The sequence below is a fragment of the Leucobacter holotrichiae genome, assembly GCF_055791005.1.
Genome location: NZ_JBVUAC010000011.1, coordinates 70,851 through 89,968 on the forward strand (window position 1 = coordinate 70,851; position 19,118 = coordinate 89,968).

18 protein-coding genes and 1 tRNA gene are annotated in these 19,118 nt (G+C 69.4%); 16 read left to right on the forward strand and 3 right to left on the reverse strand.

What is annotated here, in order from left to right; translation table 11 throughout:
• Positions 1-35 precede the first annotated feature (35 nt).
• Positions 36-707, reverse strand: a complete 672-nt coding sequence (locus AC0KXF_RS13220; protein ID WP_473109618.1) for an alpha-ketoglutarate-dependent dioxygenase AlkB family protein — start codon at positions 705-707, stop codon at positions 36-38.
• A gap of 224 nt (positions 708-931) precedes the next feature.
• Entirely contained in the window at positions 932-2,581 is a 1,650-nt protein-coding gene (locus AC0KXF_RS13225; protein ID WP_473109619.1) for a hypothetical protein, read from the reverse strand.
• Between the two features lie 58 nt (positions 2,582-2,639).
• Here AC0KXF_RS13225 and rpe point away from each other — a divergent pair, with 58 nt between their 5' ends.
• The 15 genes from rpe (at position 2,640) to AC0KXF_RS13300 (ending at position 14,763) form a co-directional block, all read left to right on the forward strand.
• The gene (rpe, locus tag AC0KXF_RS13230) at positions 2,640-3,302 is read left to right on the forward strand and encodes a ribulose-phosphate 3-epimerase (RefSeq protein ID WP_473109620.1); all 663 of its coding nucleotides are present in this window, start codon (positions 2,640-2,642) and stop codon (positions 3,300-3,302) included.
• A 21-nt stretch (positions 3,303-3,323) separates the two neighbouring features.
• Positions 3,324-3,587 carry a phosphoribosyl-ATP diphosphatase gene (locus AC0KXF_RS13235; RefSeq protein ID WP_473109621.1) on the forward strand — a complete coding sequence of 88 codons (264 nt, stop codon included), beginning with the start codon at positions 3,324-3,326 and terminating at the stop codon, positions 3,585-3,587.
• A gap of 94 nt (positions 3,588-3,681) precedes the next feature.
• Positions 3,682-4,524 (forward strand): ATP phosphoribosyltransferase, encoded by an 843-nt coding sequence (gene hisG / locus AC0KXF_RS13240; protein ID WP_473109622.1) that lies wholly within the window; start codon positions 3,682-3,684, stop codon positions 4,522-4,524.
• Between the two features lie 8 nt (positions 4,525-4,532).
• Positions 4,533-5,312: an imidazole glycerol phosphate synthase subunit HisF gene (gene hisF / locus AC0KXF_RS13245; protein WP_473109623.1), complete on the forward strand. Its 780-nt coding sequence runs from the start codon at positions 4,533-4,535 to the stop codon at positions 5,310-5,312.
• On the forward strand, positions 5,309-5,689 hold the full coding sequence (gene hisI, locus AC0KXF_RS13250) for a phosphoribosyl-AMP cyclohydrolase (RefSeq protein ID WP_223043742.1): 381 nt from the start codon (positions 5,309-5,311) through the stop codon (positions 5,687-5,689). The genes hisF and hisI overlap by 4 nt, the downstream gene beginning before the upstream one ends.
• The gene (locus AC0KXF_RS13255; protein ID WP_473109624.1) at positions 5,686-7,290 is read left to right on the forward strand and encodes an anthranilate synthase component I; all 1,605 of its coding nucleotides are present in this window, start codon (positions 5,686-5,688) and stop codon (positions 7,288-7,290) included. Before hisI ends, AC0KXF_RS13255 begins: the two co-directional genes overlap by 4 nt.
• On the forward strand, positions 7,280-7,852 hold the full coding sequence (locus AC0KXF_RS13260; protein ID WP_473109625.1) for a Trp biosynthesis-associated membrane protein: 573 nt from the start codon (positions 7,280-7,282) through the stop codon (positions 7,850-7,852). The genes AC0KXF_RS13255 and AC0KXF_RS13260 overlap by 11 nt, the downstream gene beginning before the upstream one ends.
• 444 nt (positions 7,853-8,296) lie before the next feature.
• Positions 8,297-8,530 carry an HGxxPAAW family protein gene (locus AC0KXF_RS13265; RefSeq protein WP_223043745.1) on the forward strand — a complete coding sequence of 78 codons (234 nt, stop codon included), beginning with the start codon at positions 8,297-8,299 and terminating at the stop codon, positions 8,528-8,530.
• Between the two features lies 1 nt (position 8,531).
• Complete coding sequence (gene trpC / locus AC0KXF_RS13270) at positions 8,532-9,302, forward strand: indole-3-glycerol phosphate synthase TrpC (RefSeq protein ID WP_473109626.1); 771 nt, start codon at positions 8,532-8,534, stop codon at positions 9,300-9,302.
• Between the two features lie 71 nt (positions 9,303-9,373).
• Positions 9,374-10,612, forward strand: a complete 1,239-nt coding sequence (gene trpB, locus AC0KXF_RS13275) for a tryptophan synthase subunit beta (protein ID WP_473109627.1) — start codon at positions 9,374-9,376, stop codon at positions 10,610-10,612.
• Entirely contained in the window at positions 10,609-11,403 is a 795-nt protein-coding gene (gene trpA, locus AC0KXF_RS13280) for a tryptophan synthase subunit alpha (RefSeq protein ID WP_473109628.1), read from the forward strand. Before trpB ends, trpA begins: the two co-directional genes overlap by 4 nt.
• Positions 11,404-11,475: 72 nt before the next feature.
• Positions 11,476-12,471, forward strand: a complete 996-nt coding sequence (gene lgt / locus AC0KXF_RS13285) for a prolipoprotein diacylglyceryl transferase (RefSeq protein ID WP_473109629.1) — start codon at positions 11,476-11,478, stop codon at positions 12,469-12,471.
• Positions 12,472-12,503: 32 nt separating this feature from the next.
• A complete protein-coding gene (pyk, locus tag AC0KXF_RS13290) occupies positions 12,504-13,973 on the forward strand; it encodes a pyruvate kinase (RefSeq protein ID WP_473109630.1) in 1,470 nt (489 codons plus the stop codon).
• Positions 13,974-13,999: 26 nt separating this feature from the next.
• Positions 14,000-14,081 (forward strand) — tRNA-Leu (locus AC0KXF_RS13295).
• A gap of 79 nt (positions 14,082-14,160) precedes the next feature.
• Positions 14,161-14,763: an ANTAR domain-containing response regulator gene (locus AC0KXF_RS13300; protein WP_024355737.1), complete on the forward strand. Its 603-nt coding sequence runs from the start codon at positions 14,161-14,163 to the stop codon at positions 14,761-14,763.
• 94 nt (positions 14,764-14,857) lie between these two features.
• Here AC0KXF_RS13300 and AC0KXF_RS13305 read toward each other — a convergent pair whose 3' ends face one another.
• On the reverse strand, positions 14,858-15,298 hold the full coding sequence (locus AC0KXF_RS13305) for a hotdog fold thioesterase (protein WP_473109631.1): 441 nt from the start codon (positions 15,296-15,298) through the stop codon (positions 14,858-14,860).
• 71 nt (positions 15,299-15,369) lie between these two features.
• Here AC0KXF_RS13305 and polA point away from each other — a divergent pair, with 71 nt between their 5' ends.
• Entirely contained in the window at positions 15,370-17,988 is a 2,619-nt protein-coding gene (gene polA, locus AC0KXF_RS13310; protein ID WP_473109645.1) for a DNA polymerase I, read from the forward strand.
• The last annotated feature ends 1,130 nt before the right edge of the window (positions 17,989-19,118 follow it).

The window sequence follows — 19,118 nt, forward strand, 5'->3', positions numbered from 1 at the left end:
TTCGTTCGGTGCAGTCGCGGCGGCGGGGCGAGCTGTCAGCCATCGAGTCCGGTGACGCGCATGGTGATGTTGATCCTCCCGGACTCCAGCCCGCAGCCCTCGGGCGCGGTGCCGGAGTAGACCTTCGGGATCCCGTGATAGGCGAGCCGGGAGGGGCCGCCGAACACGAACAGGTCGCCGGAGGCGAGGTCGATGTCCTGGTAGGGCTTGTTCCGGGTTTCGGTGTTGCCGAAGCGGAACCGGCAGGTGTCTCCGATCGACAGCGACACCACCGGGGCCGGCGACCGTTCGTCCTTGTCCTGGTGCATCCCCATCCGCGCCGTGTCGTCGTAGAAGTTGACCAGAGCCGTGTCGGGTGTGTAGTCGTCGCCCGCGTGAGGGTCTCCGGTCGCCGCGACGAGCGCCTTGCGGCTCAAGCGCACCATCCAGTCGGGGAGGTCGAGCACCCGGTTGCCGTTCACGTCGACGGCCTCGCGGGTGTACTCGTAGGGCCTCCAGTGCCAACCGAGACAGACCGTGCGCACGCTCATCTCGTGCCCTCGCACTTTCGCCGCGCGAATCGGTACGGGCCCGTTCGTCCACTCGTGGAAGCGGGCGACGATCCAGCGCTGCTGCTCCGGGGTCAGCCAGCCCGGCACGTAGTGCGCGCCCTCGGGCAGCTCCGGCGCGGGCCGGTCGATCATGTCGTCTCCGAACAGGGTGCTCAACGGATGCTCCTCCACGTCTCGCTCGCGCGTTCATACTGCCTTCTCCAGTGCCAGAAGCGTCTCACACGGTAGACGCACCGGCACAGCGAAACGTGAGATCCAGTTTTCCAGAACAGCCGCGGGTTCCCCATAACCCGTGCTCCGCCCACATGGGACCGCCCGCAGCCGCGATCACACCTCCGGCAGGTACCAGTGGTCCGGACCCGCGGGGGAAACGACGAGGATCACTCCCAGGTGACGCGGGGCTCCTCCTCTGAGAAGTCGACGTACGGTTGCAGCAGGTCTCCGCTCGAATACAGGGTGCCGCTGATGAGCTCGCCCCCGCGGTCGGCCTCGATACGGGTCGAGATGTAGATGTAGTCGTAGGTCGTGACGCGGGCGGGATCGGCGTAGTCGGGCGCGGGGGCCAGCTCGTCGAGTGCGCGTTCGCCCTCGGCAGCGAGTGCGCGCTGCGCGCTGCCCTCGATCGGGATCGCTCCGTCGTCGAGCGGCGCCGAGACGTCGAGGCCGCAGGGGGTGCTCAGCGCGGGCATCGCGAGGCATTCCTCGAGCGAGGCGCGCACCAGCCGCCTGAACTCCTCGGTGCGCGCCTCCGTGAGCGCGGGCTCCGCCGTGTGCAGCGGGGCCGCGTCCTCCGACGTGGCGACAGAGAGCACGTCGAGCGGCTCGCCCTCGACGGCGAGGTCGAAGGAATCGACGCCGAGCTCGATCTCGTAGGCGCCTGGGAAGACGAGCGGCTGATCACTGCTCGAGGGCACTCCGTTCACCGAGGGGTCGAGCTCGTCGAACGCCGAGAGCGGGAGCGCGACGAGCGCGTCGGAGAGGATCCACTCGTCGTCGGTGCGCCACACGGTGAAATCTCGGTTCACCGAGCGGTCGCCGAGCCCGAAGGTCGCATTCACCACGGCCCGCGTCGGCTCGTCGGGTGTGACGGTCTCGACCGCCGTCACGGTGATCGGAGCGAGACTCCGCGAGCGAGCGAGCACCTCATCGGTGAGCAGCGGGTCGCTCGCATCGGCCCCGGTGAGGCGAACGGCCGTGTCGGCATCGCCGTCGGCGAGGGCGGTCAGGAACAGCTCCACCGCCTCCTCCGCAGTGGCGGTCCGCGCGGAGTCGGTCGGCGGCTCGGCGTCCGAGCCGTCTCCCGCGAGCGATGGCGCCACGAAGACGAGCACGAACAGCACCACGGCCAGCACGCCGGCGCCCACGATGCCGATGATCGCGCCTCGCGAGAGACCGGATCCCTTCGATGGCGGGGCACCGCTCGCCGTCGGAGGGGAGGCGGGCGGCGCCTGCGGAGGATGCTGGGCCGATTGCGGTTGCGGCCGTGCCTGCCGGCGCGGTTCCGGGGACTGCTCGGGAGGCTGCGCCCGGGCCTGCTGTGTCTGCGCCTGCTGTGCCTGGGCCGGCTGCGCCTGTACCTGGGCCGGCTGCGCCTGGGCCTGCTGCGCTGCTTGAGCCTGCTGCGCCTGAGCCTGCTGTGCCTGGGCCTGCTGCGCCTGAGCCTGCTGCTGCGCTTGCGCCTCGCGCTGCTCCTGCTGCGTCGCCTGGGCCTGGACGGACGGCGTCTCGAAGACCGACGTGAATCCGCCCTCGTGCGGAGCCGCGAAGGAGCCGTCCGTCGGCTGCGTCGCACGCAGCGGATCCTGCCCCGATGCGAACCCCGGCGGGAGGGTGATCTCGGGCGGCCGGATGCCGGGCGACGGCGGAAGCCCGGCGGGAAGCGAGAGTCCCGGGGGAGCGTCGGAGAACAGCCTCGGCTCCTCGGGCGAGGGCGGAGACGCCGATCCACCCGGCTCGGTGCTCGGGGCTTCGGGGCTCACCGGCTCCGCGCCGCCCGCATCTCCGCCCGCATCCCCGCTCGCTTCGCTCATGACTCCACCATAACGAGGTGGAGGAGGATGTCGGCGCTCGCCCTCTAGACTGGGAGCCGTGACCGCGCAGCGCATCAACCCGAGCATCCTGTCCGCCGACTTCGTCAATCTGCAGGCCGAACTCGAGGCGATCGCCTCGGCGGATCTCGTGCACGTCGACGTCATGGACAACCATTTCGTGCCCAACCTCACCATGGGGCCGCCGATCGTCGAGCGCATTCAGGCGGTGTCGCCGATCCCCCTCGACGTGCACCTCATGATCTCGGACGCCGACCGCTGGGCCCCCGGGTACGCCGAGCTCGGCGCCTACTCCGTCACCTTCCACGCGGAGGCCGCGGAGGATCCGGTCGGGCTCGCCCGCCGCCTTCGCGATATCGGCGCCCGCGCCGGCATCGCGCTGAAGCCGGGCACCGACCCCGAGCCCTATCTCGAACTGCTGCCCGAGTTCGACCAGGTGCTGGTCATGACCGTCGAGCCCGGCTTCGGCGGCCAGTCGTTCATGCCCGACATGATGCCCAAGCTGCGCCGCTTCGCCGAGGCGAAGGCCGCATCGGGCCTCGACGTCTGGTTGCAGGTCGACGGCGGTATCTCGAAGGACACGATCGGGATCGCCGCGGAGGCCGGAGCCGACACCTTCGTGGCGGGTTCGGCCGTCTACGGCGGTGTGCCGGAGGAGCGGATCGCGGAGCTCAGGCTCGCCGCAGCGGCTCATCGGCACTGAGCGGCACTGTAGTGTAGTCGTGTGAAATCGTTCGAGGACCTGTTCGCCGAGTTGAGTGAGAAGGCCGCGGCGCGGCCGGCGGGAAGCGGCACCGTGCAGCAGCTCGATGCCGGCGTGCACGCGATCGGCAAGAAGGTGGTCGAGGAAGCCGCCGAGGTGTGGATGTCGGCCGAGTACGAGAGCGACACGGCCTGCGCCGAGGAGATCAGCCAGCTGCTCTACCATCTGCAGGTGCTGATGCTCGCCAAGGGCCTGAAGCTCGAGGACGTCTACAAGTATCTGTGAGCGACCTCGCCGACCCGACCGGGTCGGCAGGGGGCTCCCCAGCACACTCAGCGATCGGTTCCCCGACCGGTCGCGCGACACACGAAGGAACCCCATGCTGCGCATCGCCGTTCCCAATAAGGGATCGCTCTCCGAGATCGCCGCCGAGATGCTCGCCGAGGCGGGGTACTCGGGGCGTCGGGACAGCCGGAAGCTCGTGCATACCGATGCCCGCAACGACGTCGAGTTCTTCTATCTGCGCCCCCGCGATATCGCCACCTACGTGGGATCGGGCGCGCTGCACGTCGGGATCACGGGGCGGGACCTGCTGCTCGATTCGGGTTCGGCCGCGTCGGAGATCGAGGCGCTCGACTTCGCCGATTCGACGTTCCGGTTCGCCTCGCCGTCGGGCGGCGGGATCACCGAGCTCGAGCACCTCGACGGCAAGCGGGTCGCGACGAGCTACCCGAAGCTCGTCGACGACTTCCTGCGCGCCCGGGGCATCGTGTCCGAGCTGGTGAAGCTCGACGGCGCCGTGGAGTCGGCCGTGCAGCTCGGCGTCGCGGACGCGGTGGCCGACGTGGTGTCGACCGGGGCCACGCTGCGCGCGGCGGGCCTCGAGATCTTCGGGCCTGTGATCCTCGACTCCACGGCGGTGCTCATCGGCGGCCCCACCGAGCACGCCGACGTCGAGCGCCTGCTGCGCCGCCTGCGCGGCGTGCTGGTGGCGCGCAAGTACGTGATCATGGACTACGATCTGCCGGTCGATCAGCTCGAGGCCGCGACCCGGGTGGCGGGCGGCATCGAATCGCCCACGGTCTCGCCCTTGAAGGACGAGCGCTGGGTCGCGGTGCGCGTGATGGTCCCCTCCGACGAGGCGAACCAGATCATGGACCGCCTCTACGACCTCGGCGCGCGCGCCATTCTGGTGACGGCGATCCACGCCGCACGGCTGTAGGGGGCGCCATGAGCATCGCAACACGCGTGATCCCCTGCCTCGACGTGGCCGCGGGCCGCGTGGTGAAGGGCGTGAACTTCCTCAACCTGCGCGACGCGGGCGACCCGGTCGAGCTGGCCGCGAAGTATGCCGAGCAGGGGGCCGATGAGATCACCTTCCTCGACGTGACGGCGACGGTCGACGATCGGTCGACCACTTACGAGGTCGTGCAGCGCACGGCGGAGCAGGTGTTCATCCCGCTCACCGTCGGCGGCGGCGTGCGCGGCGTCGAGGATGTGGCGCGGCTGCTCGGCGTCGGGGCCGACAAGGTCGGCATCAACAGCGGAGCCATCGCGAGGCCGGAGGTGATCGGGGAGATCGCGGATCGCTTCGGGTCGCAGGTGCTCGTGCTGTCCCTCGACGTGAAGCGCTCCCCGCGCACGCCGAGCGGCTTCGTCGTGACCACGCACGGCGGCAAGCGCGAGACCGATCTCGACGCGCTGGAGTGGTGCAGGGAGGCGCTCGACCGCGGAGCCGGCGAGCTGCTCGTCAACTCGATGGACGCCGACGGCACGCTCGCCGGGTTCGATCTCGAGCTCACCCGCAGGGTGCGCGAGCTCTCGGAGGTGCCCGTCATCGCGTCGGGCGGTGCCGGTGCGCTGGAGCACTTCGCGCCCGCGGTCGAGGCCGGTGCCGACGCGGTGCTCGCGGCCTCGGTCTTCCACGACGGCACGTTCACGGTCGGCGAGGTGAAGCGTGCGCTCCGCGACGCCGGGGTCACCGTTCGGTTGCAGGGAGTCGCCGCATGACGCATATCGATCCGGTGCCCGCCGATCTGAAGTTCGACGACGCCGGCCTGCTTCCCGCGATCATCCAGGACGACGAGTCGGGCGAGGTGCTGATGCTCGCGTGGATGGATCGCGAGGCGATCCGGCGCACCCTCACGAGCGGCCGCGTGACCTTCTGGTCGCGGTCGCGGCAGGAGTACTGGCGCAAGGGAGACACCTCGGGCCATCGGCAGTACGTGCGCTCGGTCGCGATGGACTGCGACGGCGACACGCTGCTCGTGCGCGTGATCCAGCTCGGCGCGGCCTGCCACACGGGCACACGCAGCTGCTTCACCGGACGCGATGTTCCGGCGCTCGTCGGAGATCCCGGCGAGAGCAGCGGTAGTCTGGAGCGGTGACACTGACGACCACGCGCGCCGCCTTCGACGCCGCGCGCGCCTCCCACGCCGTGATCCCCGTCTGCCGCGAGGTCTTCGCCGATGCAGACACGCCGGTCGGCATCTACCGCAAGGTCGCCGCCTCTCGCCCGGGCACGTTCCTGCTCGAATCCGCCGAGCAGGGCGGCGTCTGGACGCGCTTCAGCTTCGTCGGGGCCGGAAGCTTCGGGGTGCTGGGGGAGCGCGAAGGGCGTGCTCACTGGGCCCCGGGCGCGGGGAGCGACGGGGACATCTGCGGGATCGACGAGCAGCGCCTGCTGCCTGGAGGAGTGAGCGGGCTCGCCCCGGTCGAGGCGCTGCGCGCCGTCTACGAGCGCTGGCGCGCCCCACAGGTCGAGGGCCTTCCGCCGCTCGCGAGCGGGTTCGTCGGCTACCTCGGCTGGGAGACGGTGCGGCAGTTCGAGCGCCTCGAGCACGGCCCGAGCGAGGGGCCCGGGCTGCCCACGCAGGGGCTCAGCTTCGTCTCGGAGCTCGTGGTCGTCGACCACCGCGAGGGCAGCGTGGTGCTGCTCGCGAACGTGCTGAACGACGGCGCGCTCGGTGATCCCGAGTCTGCGACCGCGACCGCCGACGAGCAGTGGGCCGATGCGCAGGCGCGACTCGACCGGCTGCAGCGCGCGCTCGCGACCCCCGTCGCCTCGCCGCTCGGCGAGCTCGATCGGGGCGCGATGCCCGAGCCCCGCCGGATCTGGGGCATCGACGGTTACAAGGCCGCGGTCGAGCGGGCGAAGCAGTACATCGTCGACGGCGACATCTTCCAGGTCGTGCCCTCCCAGCGCTTCGACCAGGAGTGCGCCGCCGACCCTCTCGACGTCTACCGCGTGCTGCGGCACCTCAACCCGAGCCCCTACCTCTACCTGCTGCAGTGCGAGGACGCCGCGGGGCGCCCGTTCGCCGTCGTCGGCTCGAGCCCCGAGGCGCTCGTGACGGTGCAGGAGAGCGGTCACGTGATGACGCACCCCATCGCGGGCTCGCGGCCGCGCGGCGCGACGGTGGACGAGGATCAGCAGCACGAGCGCGAGCTGCTCGCCGACGACAAGGAGCGCGCCGAGCACCTCATGCTCGTCGACCTCGCGCGCAACGACCTGCTGCGCGTGTGCGACCCCTCGAGCGTCGGCGTGACGGAGTTCATGCGCGTCGAGCGCTTCAGCCACATCATGCACATCGTCTCGACCGTGGAGGGCGTGCTGCGCGACGGGCAGAACCCCGTCGACGCCCTGCGCGCGACCTTCCCGGCGGGCACCCTGAGCGGGGCGCCGAAGCCGCGGGCGCTGCAGATCATCGACGAGTTCGAGCCGGTGCAGCGGGGCGTCTACGGCGGCGTGGTGGGCTACTTCGGCCTGGGCGGCGCGGCCGATCTCGCGATCGCGATCCGCACCGCCACGATCCGCGACGGCATCGCGATGGTGCAGGCGGGAGGCGGGATCGTGGCCGACTCGGTACCCGAGCTCGAGGAGCAGGAGTCGCGCAACAAGGCCGCCGCTCCGCTTCGCGCGATCGCGATCGCGAACACGCTGCGCGAGCTCGCGCCCGCCGCGACGGGCGGATCCGATGCGCGCTAAGCCCCTCTCCCTCGGCGGGATCGCTCTCTCGGGAGCCCTCGCGCTGCTCGCCGGATCGCAGACCTGGGTCTCATTCATGCTCGACGGCACGCACTCCGTCGAGACGGTGACCGGTCACGAGATCAATGCGGCACTGTCGCCCGTCTCGATCGCGATCATCGCGGCCGCGCTCGCGCTCACCATCGCCGGCGCCGTCTTCCGGCGCGTGCTCGGCGGGCTCGTCGCGCTGCTCGGCGCGGGACTCGTCGCGCTCACCGCGACTGCCGTGGTCTCGCCCGCCGCCGCGATCTCCGGTCGTGTGACCGAGCTCACCGGCATCGCCGGCGACGACGGGGCGGGAGTGATCTGGAGCAGCCTCTCGGGGTGGGCCTGGGCGGGCGCCGCAGCGGGGGTCCTCGCGGCGGTGCTCGGGATCGCGGTCATCGTCACCGGCGGTCGCTGGGGCGTCGCCGGCCGCAAGTACGACTCCGCGGCGAAGCCGAGGCGGGCTGAGGGAGCGCCCGACCGCATCTCGGACTGGGACTCGCTCTCCGAAGGCGGTGACCCGACTTCGTCGGATTGAGTCATCCTGGACCGCGAGCGGGGGCGCTCGCGGCGGCGTGGCCGCGATACGCTTCGCGTTTCCCCGAGCGGCCGGCCGGGCGGTGACCCGACTTCGTCGGATTGAGTCATCCTGGACCGCGAGCGGGGGCGCTCGCGGCGGCGTGGCCGCGATACGCTTCGCGTTTCCCCGAGCGGCCGGCCGGGCGGTGACCCGACTTCGTCGGATTGAGTCATCCTGGACCGCGAGCGGGGGCGCTCGCGGCGGCGTGGCCGCCCGGCCGCAACTTCGGAACTCACCGGTATTTCGGACCGAACCCTAGTGATCTGCTCCGAAATACGGGCGAGCTCCGAAATACGGGATGGGGATCCCCCTTCGGCAGACGCAGGGGTGGCGAAGCCACGCCCGAAGCACGCGGAGATATCCGGTAGGCTGGGACCGTTCAAGTCTGTTCAGAGGAGATTCATGAGTACCCAGCACGGAGACCCTGGTCACGGTGATTCGCCGGCCGCATGGACGGCGGTCGTGGTGATGCTGATCGGCATCGCAGCCGGCACCGTCTTCTTCTTCCTGCACAATGCGACCATGGTGTGGGTGTGCGCCGGTGTGGTCGTCGTCGGCTGGATCCTCGGCTGGATCCTCTCCAAGGCCGGCTTCGGCGTGAACGGCCCGCGGTTCAGCCCCAAGTCGCACGACTGAGGTGCTCGAGAACCTGCTCGCGGGCTCGCTCGAAGACGCGAAGGCCCGCAGAGAACTCCGCTCCTATGCCCAGCTCGAAGCGGAAGCGCTCGAACGCGCTGCGGCTCTCGACGCACTGGAGGCGCTCGCTCCCGCTGAGCACATGAAGGTGATCGCCGAGGTCAAGCGCGCGAGCCCGTCTCGCGGTCACCTCGCAGAGATCGCCGAACCGCACGCTCTCGCCGCGCAGTACGAGGCGGGCGGAGCGAGCGCGGTCAGCGTGCTGACCGAGGAACGCAAATTCAAGGGGTCGCTCGCCGACCTCGAGGCCGTGCGGAAGGCCGTGAGCATCCCGGTGCTGCGCAAGGACTTCATCGGCGACGAGTACCAGGTGCTCGAGGCCCGCGCGGCAGGCGCCGACATGGTGCTGCTGATCGTCGCGGCCCTGCCCCAGGACCGCCTCGAGCGCCTGCATGACATGATCCGCGAGCTCGGCATGACGCCGCTCGTCGAGGCGCACTCGGCCGACGAGGTCGCACGCGCGGTCGATCTCGGCTCGCAGCTCATCGGCGTCAACGCCCGCGACCTGCGCACCTTCGAACTCGACCGCGAGCTGTTCGGCCGCGTCGCCGACCAGATCCCGGCGGGTGTCGTGCGCGTCGCGGAGTCGGCGGTGCTCGATGTCTCGGACGTGGAGCGCTATCGGGAGGCGGGCGCCGACGCCGTGCTCGTGGGCGAGGCGCTCGTCACAGGCGATCCCGTCGCGACGCTGCAGGCCTACCTCAGCGTCTGACCGGTCGCGCGATCCCCACCCCATCCGATCCCATGCTCGGCAGACCGAGCATCCGAACCGAGTAGGTCGATATGACAGAGCAAACGGGCGGGATTACCAGTCTCCGCGACCAGCACGGGCCGTTCTTCGGCGACTACGGCGGGCGATACATGCCGGAGTCGCTCATCGCGGCGATCGACGAGCTCACCGAGGCGTACGAGGAGGCCAAGAACGACCCCTCGTTCCAGGCGGAGCTGCTCGAACTGCTCGCCTCGTACGCCGGGCGCCCCTCGCCGATCACCGAGGTGCCACGTTTCGCCGAGCACGCGGGCGGGGCTCGCATCTTCCTGAAGCGCGAGGATCTGAACCACACCGGCTCGCACAAGATCAACAACGTGCTCGGCCAGGCCCTGCTCACCAGGCGTCTCGGCAAGACCCGCGTCATCGCAGAGACGGGCGCCGGCCAGCACGGCGTCGCCACCGCCACCGCGGCCGCTCTCTTCGGGCTCGAGTGCACCATCTACATGGGCGAGGTGGATACCGAGCGGCAGGCGCTCAACGTCGCGCGCATGCGGCTGCTCGGCGCAGAGGTGGTGCCGGTCAAGGCGGGCTCCCGTACCCTCAAGGACGCGATCAACGAGGCCTATCGCGACTGGGTCGCGAGCGTCGACCGCACGAACTACATCTTCGGCACGGCGGCCGGCCCGCACCCATTCCCGGCGATGGTCCGCGACTTTCAGAAGATCATCTCCGAAGAGGCCCGCGCGCAGTTGCTCGAACGCACCGGGCGCCTGCCCGACGCCGTCGTCGCGTGCGTCGGCGGCGGTTCGAACGCGATCGGCATGTTCGACGCGTTCCTCGACGACGAGGGCGTGAAGATCTACGGCGTCGAAGCGGCGGGCGAGGGCGTGGAGACCGAGCGGCAGGCGGCATCCATCGAGCGCGGACGCCCGGGCGTGCTGCACGGTGCGAAGACCTATGTACTGCAGGACGAGGACGGGCAGACGATCGAGTCGCACTCGATCTCGGCGGGCCTCGACTATCCCGGGGTCGGACCCGAGCACTCCTGGCTCGCCGACATCGGCCGCGTCGACTACATCCCCGCGACCGACGACGAGGCGATGCAGGCGCTGCGCCTGCTCAGCCGCACCGAGGGCATCATCCCCGCGATCGAGTCGGCCCACGCGCTCGCCGGCGCGATCCGCATCGGCCGCGAGCTCGGCCCCGACGCGATCATCGCGGTGAGCCTCTCCGGCCGCGGCGACAAGGACATGGCGACCGCAGGCCGATACTTCGGCCTGCTCGACGGCGAAACGGAGCTCGAGGGATGAGCGCGCACGAATCACAGGTCGCGGGGGCGATCCGCGCTGCGAAGCAGGAGCGTCGCGGTGCGCTGATCGGGTATCTGCCGGTCGGCTTCCCCGACCTCGACACCAGCGTCGACGCGGCCATCGCGATGGCGCGCAGCGGTGCCGACGTGCTCGAGTTCGGACTGCCGTACTCCGACCCCGTCATGGACGGCGCGGTGATCCAGGAGGCGACCCAGACCGCACTCGCGGGCGGGTTCCGCGTCGCGGACGTCTTCGAAGCCGTGCGTCGCGTGCGCGAGGCGGTCGACATCCCCGTTCTCGTGATGACCTACTGGAATCCGGTGCTGCAGCACGGCGTCGAGCGCTTCGCGACGGCGCTGGCCGAGGCAGGCGGCGCGGGGCTCATCACACCCGACATCACCCCCGATGCGGCGGGGGACTGGATCGAGATGAGCGATCGAATCGGGCTCGACCGCGTGTTCCTCGCGGCGCCCAGCTCGAGCGATGAGCGCCTTCGGCTCGTCGTCGAGGCGTCGCGCGGCTTCGTCTACACCGTCTCGACCATGGGCATCACGGGCGAGCGCGCGCAGCTCGACGCCGCGGCTCGATCCCTCACCGCGCGCCTGCGCGAGCAGGGCGTCGACCTGGCGTGCGTCGGCATCGGTCTGTCGACCGCCGAGCAGGTCGCTTCGGCCCTCGACTACGCCGACGGCGCCATCGTCGGCACGGCCTTCGTGCGCGCGCTGCGCGACGGCGGCGTGGAGCGGCTCGCCGAGGTGGTGCGGGAGATCGCCGCGGGCACGCGGCGGTAAGAGAAGCAACGACGATAGACTGAGGCTCATCGTGTGCCCGCGGGCACTGTATGAGTTGCGAGAAAGCAGAGCATGATCCATCCGTTGAGTATCCCGAGTCCCGAGATGCAGTTCTTCCAGATCGGGCCGCTGCGCATCTACATCTATGCGCTGTGCATCATCGTCGGCATCATTCTCGCCGCGATCTGGACGGGCCGACGCCTGTCGCAGCGCGGAGGCGAGAAGGGCGCGGTGCTCGACTTCATGGTGTGGTCGCTGGTGCTCGGCATCCTGGGTGCGCGCCTCTATCACGTGGTCACCCACTGGGGGGACTACTTCGGGGCCGGCAAGAACCCGCTCGAGATCTTCGCGTTCTGGAACGGCGGGATCGCGATCTTCGGCGCCCTGCTCGGCGGAGCGATCGGTGTGCTGGTCGCCTCCCGCATCACCGGGATCCGCTTCTGGTCCTTCGCCGATGCCCTCGTCCCCGGTCTGCTCATCGCGCAGGCCGTCGGCCGCCTCGGCAACTGGTTCAATCACGAGCTCTTCGGAGGGCCGACGACCCTGCCGTGGGGTCTCGAGATCGAGTCGAGCAACCCGGCGTTCCCCATCGGCCTGCCCGAGGGCACGCTCTTCCACCCGACGTTCCTCTACGAGGCGGTCTGGAATCTGCTGGGCATCATCGTGCTGCTCGCGATCGAGCGCAAGTGGCGCCCTCGCTGGGGGAAGTTCTTCGCGCTCTACCTGATCTGGTACGGCATCGGCCGAACCTTCACCGAATCGCTGCGCGTCGATCCGAGCCTCCTCTTCCTCGGCATCCGCACCAATGTGCTCGCGGCGTTCCTCGCGGTCGTGCTGGGCGTGCTGATCCTGCTGGTGCAGCGCAAGCGCCACATCGGTCTCGAGCGCTCGGTCTACCTGCCGGGCCGCCGCAATCCCGCGGACTCGGTGCTCGCAGACACCGCCGACCCCGATGAGTTCTTCCACGTTCTCCCGCACGGGGAGGCCCCGGCCGTTCCCTTCGACGCGGCATCATCGACGTCGCGGGAGTCGGCTGAGAACCCCGCGCAGCCGATCCGCACCGCCTGACCCGACGAACTTCCCATCAGCAAGGAGCCGACATGCGCCACGCCAAGATCGTCGCAACCTGGGGCCCCGCGGTCTCAAGCTATGACCACACGCTCGAACTGATCCGGGCCGGCGTCAACGTCGCTCGACTCAACATGTCGCACGGCACCTACAACGTGCACGAGGGCATCTACCGCAACATCCGCCGCGCCGAGACCGAGGTCGGGCGCCCGATCGCGGTGCTCGCCGACCTGCAGGGTCCCAAGATCCGCCTCGGCAAGTTCGAGGGCGGCCCGTACCCCCTCGAGGTCGGCGACGAGTTCGCGATCACCACTCGCGACATCGTCGGTGATCGCACCATCAGCAGCACCACCCATAAGGGGCTGCCCGGCGATGTGAGCCCGGGTGATCCGCTGCTCATCGACGACGGCAAGGTGGCGCTGCGCGCCGTGCGCGTGACCGAGGACACGGTCTACACGACCGTCGAGATCCCGGGATCGGTCTCGAACAACAAGGGCATCAATCTCCCGGGTGTCGCGGTCAACGTCCCCGCGCTGTCCGACAAGGACGAGGAGGACCTGCGCTGGGCCCTGCAGCTCGGCGTCGACTACATCGCGCTCTCCTTCGTGCGCGATGCGGCCGACATCACTCGCGTGCACGAGATCATGGAGGAGGAGGGGATCCGCCTTCCGGTCATCGCGAAGATCGAGAAGCCGCAGGCCGTGGAGCACCTCGAGGAGATCGTCAACGCGTTCGACGGGATCATGGTCGCGCGCGGCGACCTCGGCGTCGAACTGCCGCTCGAGCGCGTACCGCTCGTGCAGACCGAGGCGATCGCCCTCGCACGCCGCAATGCGAAGCCGGTGATCGTGGCGACGCAGGTGCTCGAATCGATGATCGAGAGTCCCCGCCCCACTCGCGCGGAGGCGTCGGACTGCGCGAACGCGATCCTCGACGGGGCGGATGCAGTGATGCTCTCGGGCGAGACCAGCGTCGGCGCGTACCCCGTGCAGGCCGTCGAGACCATGGCGCGCATCATCACCGCGACCGAGGATCACGCGCTCGACCGCATCGAGCCCCTCGGCAGCGCCCCTCGCACGCAGGGCGGTGCCCTCACGCTCGCGGCCTCGGAAGTCGCCGACTTCGTGGGCGCCCGGTACATCTGCGTGTTCACGGAGTCGGGCGACACGGTGCGCCGCATGTCGCGACTGCGCCGGCCGATCCCGATCATCGGTTTCACGCCGGAGGCCGGAACCCGGCGGCGCATGGAGCTCACCTGGGGCGCCCGCAGCTACGAGGTGCCGCGCGTCGGCAGCACGGACGAGATGTTCGAGCAGGTCGACCACGTGCTCCTCGAGCACTCGCGCGCGCAGATCGGCGACAAGGTCGTCATCATCGCGGGATCGCCTCCTGGGGTCGTCGGCACCACGAACACGCTCCGCATCCATCGGATCGGCGAGGCCACCGGCCAGCTGCCCGAGGCCGGCCCGCGCAAGCACGCGCGCGGCGGAGCGCCGGAGTGATCCGGTAGACTAGGCTGCTGGCCTAGGCCGGATTGGTGGAATTGGCAGACACGGCGCACTCAAAATGCGCTGCCGAGAGGTGTGCGGGTTCGAGTCCCGCATCCGGCACCGACACCCCTGATCCCTCAGGGGTGCTCCAGGCAAGAACCCCGCTATCTCCCTAGAACGCAGGAGTAAACTACTCAGCATGACTGAACAGAGCACCGCACCCGCACGACGCGTCGTGGTGGCGGAAGACGAGTCCCTGATCCGCCTCGACATCGTCGAGACGCTTCGCGACAACGGCTACGACGTCGTCGGCGAGGCCGGTGACGGCGAGGAGGCGGTTCGCCTCGTCGAGGAGCTGCGCCCCGACCTGGTGGTCATGGACGTCAAGATGCCCAAGCTCGACGGCATCTCTGCGGCGGAGCAGATCAACAAGGACCACATCGCGCCCGTGGTGCTGCTCACGGCGTTCAGCCAGCGCGAGCTCGTGGAGCGCGCGACCGAGGCCGGCGCCCTGGCCTACGTGGTGAAGCCGTTCACGCCCGCCGATCTGATCCCCGCGATCGAGATCGCGCTCTCGCGCTTCCAGCAGATCGTCGCGCTCGAGAGCGAGGTCGCCGATCTCGCCGAGCGCTTCGAGACGCGCAAGCTGGTCGACCGCGCGAAGGGGATCCTCAACGACAAGATGGGGCTGAGCGAGCCCGAGGCGTTCCGCTGGATCCAGAAGGCCTCGATGGATCGCCGCCTCACGATGCAGGACGTCGCGAAGACGATCATCGATCAGCTCGGACCGAAGAAGGACTGAGTCCGTTCCGAGTCAGCTCTCATGCGAACGCCCCGGCCTCACGGTCGGGGCGTTCGCATGTGCGGGGGTGAGGCTCGACCAGGAGCTCGGCCGCTCAGCCGAACGGCTTGTAGAAGTTGGTGATGCGCACCGTCGAGCACCGCCGCCCGCGCTCGTCGTTCACCACGATCTCGTGCACGGTGAGCGTGCGGCCGAGCTTGATCGGGGTGCAGATGCCGGTGACGAGGCCGGAGACGGCCGAGCCGGTGTGGGTCGCATTGATGTCGACGCCTACGGCGACGTACCCCTCGGGCGCGAGGAAGTTGGCGTGCATCGAGCCGAGGGTCTCGCCGAGCACCACGTATGCGCCTCCGTGCAGCAGCATGATGGGCTGCGTGTTGCCCTCGACGGGCATGGTCGCCACGGCGCGCTCGCGCTCGAACTCGACGATCTCGATGCCCATCCGGTCGGCGAGGGCGCCGAGGCCCCGCTCGCGGATGTAGTCGAGGCCGGGGGCGGGCGCATGCTGAGCTGCGGCTCCGGTGGAATCGGTCATGGTGCGGCTGGTTCCTTGTCGGTGGCGGCTTGTAGGCTGGACGCGTGTCGAATACGCCTCAGCCTACCCTCATGATCATCGACGGCCACTCGCTGGCCTTCAGGGCGTTCTACGCCCTCCCCGTCGACAGTTTCCAGACCCAGACGGGGCAGCACACCAACGCCATTCACGGCTTCATCTCGATGCTCATCAACCTGCTGGGCAACGAGAACCCCGACGCGCTGGCGATCGCCTTCGATATCTCGCGCCACTCGTTCCGCACGGAGGAATACCCCGAGTACAAGGGCACTCGCGGCGAGACGCCGCCGGAGTTCAAGGGGCAGGTGCCGCTGCTGCAGGAGGCGCTGCACGCGATGGGCATCCGCACCCTCGAGAAGGAGAACTACGAGGCCGACGACATCCTCGCGACCCTCGCCACGCGCGGCGCAGAGGCGGGGTACCGCGTGCTCGTGGTCAGCGGAGACCGCGACACGATCCAGCTCGTCGACGACCGCATCACGCTGCTCTACCCGTCGAAGCAGGGGGTGAGCGAGCTCACCCGCTACGATACCGAGAAGGTGCTCGAGCGCTACGGGGTGCGTCCCGAGCAGTATCCCGAGATCGCGGCGCTCGTGGGCGAGACGAGCGACAATCTCCCCGGGGTTCCCCGCGTCGGCGAGAAGACGGCCGTCAAGTGGATCAACCAGTTCGGCTCGCTCGAGGAGATCCTCCGACGACAGGACGAGATCGGTGGCAAGGTGGGCGAGAGCCTGCGTGAGAACGCGCATCTCGCCGAGCGCAACCGCCGGCTCAACCGCCTGGTGCGCGACGTCGAGCTCGAGGTGACGCTCGACGAGCTGAAGCGGGGTGAGATCGACATGGCCGCCGTGCAGCAGGTGTTCTCGAAGCTCGAGTTCCGCACGCTGCTGCAGCGCGTGGGTAAGCTCGCAGGCGCCGAGGTGTCGACGGGGGGAGCGACGACGGTGTCGCTCGTGCCCGAGCAGCCCGAGGCGAAGAACCTCATCGACGAGGAGCTGGCCGACTGGCTCGCGAAGGCGGATCGGCCCGCAGTGCGGATCAGCGAGAGCGTCGCGGGTCTCGAGGTCGGCGTCGCGACGCCCGAGTCGTCGGTGCTGTTCCACTGGTTGCCGGGCGGGCGCGACTACGCGCTCTTCGAGCAGTGGCTCGCCTCCGACGCGCCCAAGGTGCTCTTCGACGCGAAGCAGCAGATCGCGGTCGCCGCGCGTGCGGGAGCGACGATCGGCGGTATCGACGGCGACCTCCTGCTGGCCTCCTGGCTGTTGCGCCCCCAGACCCCGGACAAGTCGATCGAGGAGGCGGTGTTCCGCTTCCTCGGCGAGCAGGTGCCCGAGGGGGATCCCAACCAGCTCGTGCCCGACGAGGGCAGCGTCGCGGATGCGGCTGCACTGGCCTGGTACATCGTGCGAGCGCACGAGGCGGCCGTCGGGCGCTTCGAGTCGCGCACGATCGAGATCTACCGCGAGATCGAGCTGCCGCTCGTTCCGGTCCTCGCGGCTCTCGAGCAGCGCGGCGTGCAGATCGACCTGCCGCTGCTCGAAGCCCACGACGCCGAGCTGAAGGAGCGGGTGGGCGATCTGCAGCAGCGGGCCTTCGACGCGATCGGGCGCGAGGTCAACCTGTCGTCGCCGAAGCAGCTGCAGGAGGTGCTGTTTGAGCAGCTCGACATGCCGAAGACGCGTAAGACCAAGAGCGGGTACACCACCGACGCGGCCGCGCTCGTCGACCTGCAGGCGAAGAGCCCGCACCCCTTCCTCGACGCGCTTCTCGCGCACCGCGACGCGAACAAGCTGCGGCAGATGGTCGAGACGCTCATCAAGGCGGTGGAGGACGACGGCCGGATCCGCACCACGTTCGTGCAGATCGGCTCGAGCACGGGCCGGCTCGCGTCGACCGACCCCAACCTGCAGAACATCCCGGTGCGCTCCGAGGAGGGGCGGCGGATCCGCGAGGGGTTCATCCACGCCGCGCAGTACGAGACGCTGATGACCGCCGACTACTCCCAGATCGAGATGCGGATCATGGCGCATCTCTCGGGCGACGAGGGGCTCATCCAGGCCTTCAACGAGGGGGAGGATCTGCACCGATTCGTCGGTTCGCGGATCTTCGGCGTGCCCCCGGAGGAGGTCACGAGCGAGATGCGGTCGAAGGTGAAGGCCATGTCGTACGGCCTCGCATACGGGCTTTCGGCGTTCGGTCTCTCGAAGCAGCTCGGCATCTCGGCGGCGGAGGCGAAGCAGCTCATGTCCGACTACTTCGAGCGGTTCGGCGGAGTGCGCGATTACCTGCGTTCCGTGGTGGACCAGGCGAAGCGCGACACCTTCACCGAGACGATCTTCGGCCGCCGTCGGCCCTTCCCGGATCTGGCGAGCCCCAACCGCATCCTGCGCGAGAACGCGGAGCGGGCCGCACTCAACGCGCCCATCCAAGGCTCTGCGGCGGACATCATCAAGCGCGCCATGATCAAGGTCGAGGCGCGCATGGCCGAGGCCGGTCTCGCGTCGCGCATGCTGCTGCAGATCCACGACGAGCTCATGTTCGAGGTCGCCGAGGGGGAGTGGGACGCCCTGGAAACCATCGTGCGAGAGGAGATGGCGGGCGCGGCCGAGCTGTCGGTGCCTCTCGAGGTGCAGGTCGGCCGCGGCGCGAACTGGAACGCAGCCGCGCACTAGCAGCGCGGCTGCGGCGCTGGCGCGTGCTGCCGCGCACTGGTGTGCCGTGCACTGGAGATGCCACGTCTTGTTGCCGCGGCCGTGTTCAGGGAGGAGATCATCCTTCACGCGGGTTCTTTCCGCGTCCGAGGCCCGTTTGGAAGACGATCTCCTCCCTGGACGACGGCCCTGGGAGAGGAGCCGCATGATCGCATCCTGCACATCGGGCCAGCACTCGAGCACCTGGCGGTATCCGGCGCGGATGCGACCGAGTCCGTTGATCGACAGCTCCCAGTCCTGCGCATTGTCGAGATCGCGCTGCCTTCCGGTGTGCGTCGCCCCGTCGATCTCCAGGATCAGCCACCCCTCGATCAGGAAATCGCGTCGATGCTCATGCAGATACGCTTGAACGACGAAGCGCAGCCCGAGCGCCCGGAGACGTGTACCGACGTAGCTCTCGAGCCCTGAATCGGAGAACGGGGTGACGGTCTGCAGGATTTCCTTCGCTCTCCCGACATACGGATAGCGTCGCAGCGCGGCAAGGGTGACGAGCCGCTTGTTGAGCGCGGACTCCCAGATGGCGATGGCTTCCTCCGGAGGCTGGCAGTACGCGATGTAGTTCAGCGCGTTCTCGAGCGGGTCGAGCAGAGTCTGGGGCTCGCGGCGCCGAACCGGAGCTCGCCAGTGCACCTTGGCGGTGGTCTGCGGGTGGGCGTGCGGCGAACGCGCTGCGAAGTGCGGCTCGGACTGATCGAGAAGCCACAGGCCGAGTCGACGGGTGACGGAGACGCAGCTCAGGATCGTCCCCGCGGAGGCCGCCTGCAGGAGCTCCGGATCGCTCCCGGGCAGGGCGATCCAACCGCGTTGCGGTCTGATCACCGCGCCCGATGAGAGCGCGGTGGCGATCCGGTGCGACGTGAATCCCGCTGCCCGGAGCCGGCGGACGTGCAGGATCCCTCCGGAGTCCCGCAGCAGTTGAGTCAGGTGCATGATTCGATGGTGAGGCCGATCCCTCTCCGCGATGCGCGATCCGCGTCAAAATGGGGATAACTCGAGGCGGAATCGGCAATCGGTGGATTGTGAGCGAAGCACGGCTGGGGATGCGCGGTGCCGGAGGAGGAGATCCTTCCCTGAGCGGGACGCTGCCGGCG

Excerpts from the sequence above, each read along its gene's own strand:
- AC0KXF_RS13305 (WP_473109631.1), bottom strand. The coding sequence starts at position 15,298 with ATGACCGATTCCACCGGAGCCGCAGCTCAGCATGCGCCCGCCCCCGGC.
- trpB (WP_473109627.1), top strand. The coding sequence starts at position 9,374 with ATGACAGAGCAAACGGGCGGGATTACCAGTCTCCGCGACCAGCACGGG.
- lgt (WP_473109629.1), top strand. The coding sequence starts at position 11,476 with ATGATCCATCCGTTGAGTATCCCGAGTCCCGAGATGCAGTTCTTCCAG.
- pyk (WP_473109630.1), top strand. The coding sequence starts at position 12,504 with ATGCGCCACGCCAAGATCGTCGCAACCTGGGGCCCCGCGGTCTCAAGC.
- trpA (WP_473109628.1), top strand. The coding sequence starts at position 10,609 with ATGAGCGCGCACGAATCACAGGTCGCGGGGGCGATCCGCGCTGCGAAG.
- AC0KXF_RS13300 (WP_024355737.1), top strand. The coding sequence starts at position 14,161 with ATGACTGAACAGAGCACCGCACCCGCACGACGCGTCGTGGTGGCGGAA.
- hisG (WP_473109622.1), top strand. The coding sequence starts at position 3,682 with ATGCTGCGCATCGCCGTTCCCAATAAGGGATCGCTCTCCGAGATCGCC.
- hisI (WP_223043742.1), top strand. The coding sequence starts at position 5,309 with ATGACGCATATCGATCCGGTGCCCGCCGATCTGAAGTTCGACGACGCC.
- AC0KXF_RS13225 (WP_473109619.1), bottom strand. The coding sequence starts at position 2,581 with ATGAGCGAAGCGAGCGGGGATGCGGGCGGAGATGCGGGCGGCGCGGAG.
- polA (WP_473109645.1), top strand. The coding sequence starts at position 15,370 with ATGATCATCGACGGCCACTCGCTGGCCTTCAGGGCGTTCTACGCCCTC.
- hisF (WP_473109623.1), top strand. The coding sequence starts at position 4,533 with ATGAGCATCGCAACACGCGTGATCCCCTGCCTCGACGTGGCCGCGGGC.
- AC0KXF_RS13265 (WP_223043745.1), top strand. The coding sequence starts at position 8,297 with ATGAGTACCCAGCACGGAGACCCTGGTCACGGTGATTCGCCGGCCGCA.
- AC0KXF_RS13260 (WP_473109625.1), top strand. The coding sequence starts at position 7,280 with ATGCGCGCTAAGCCCCTCTCCCTCGGCGGGATCGCTCTCTCGGGAGCC.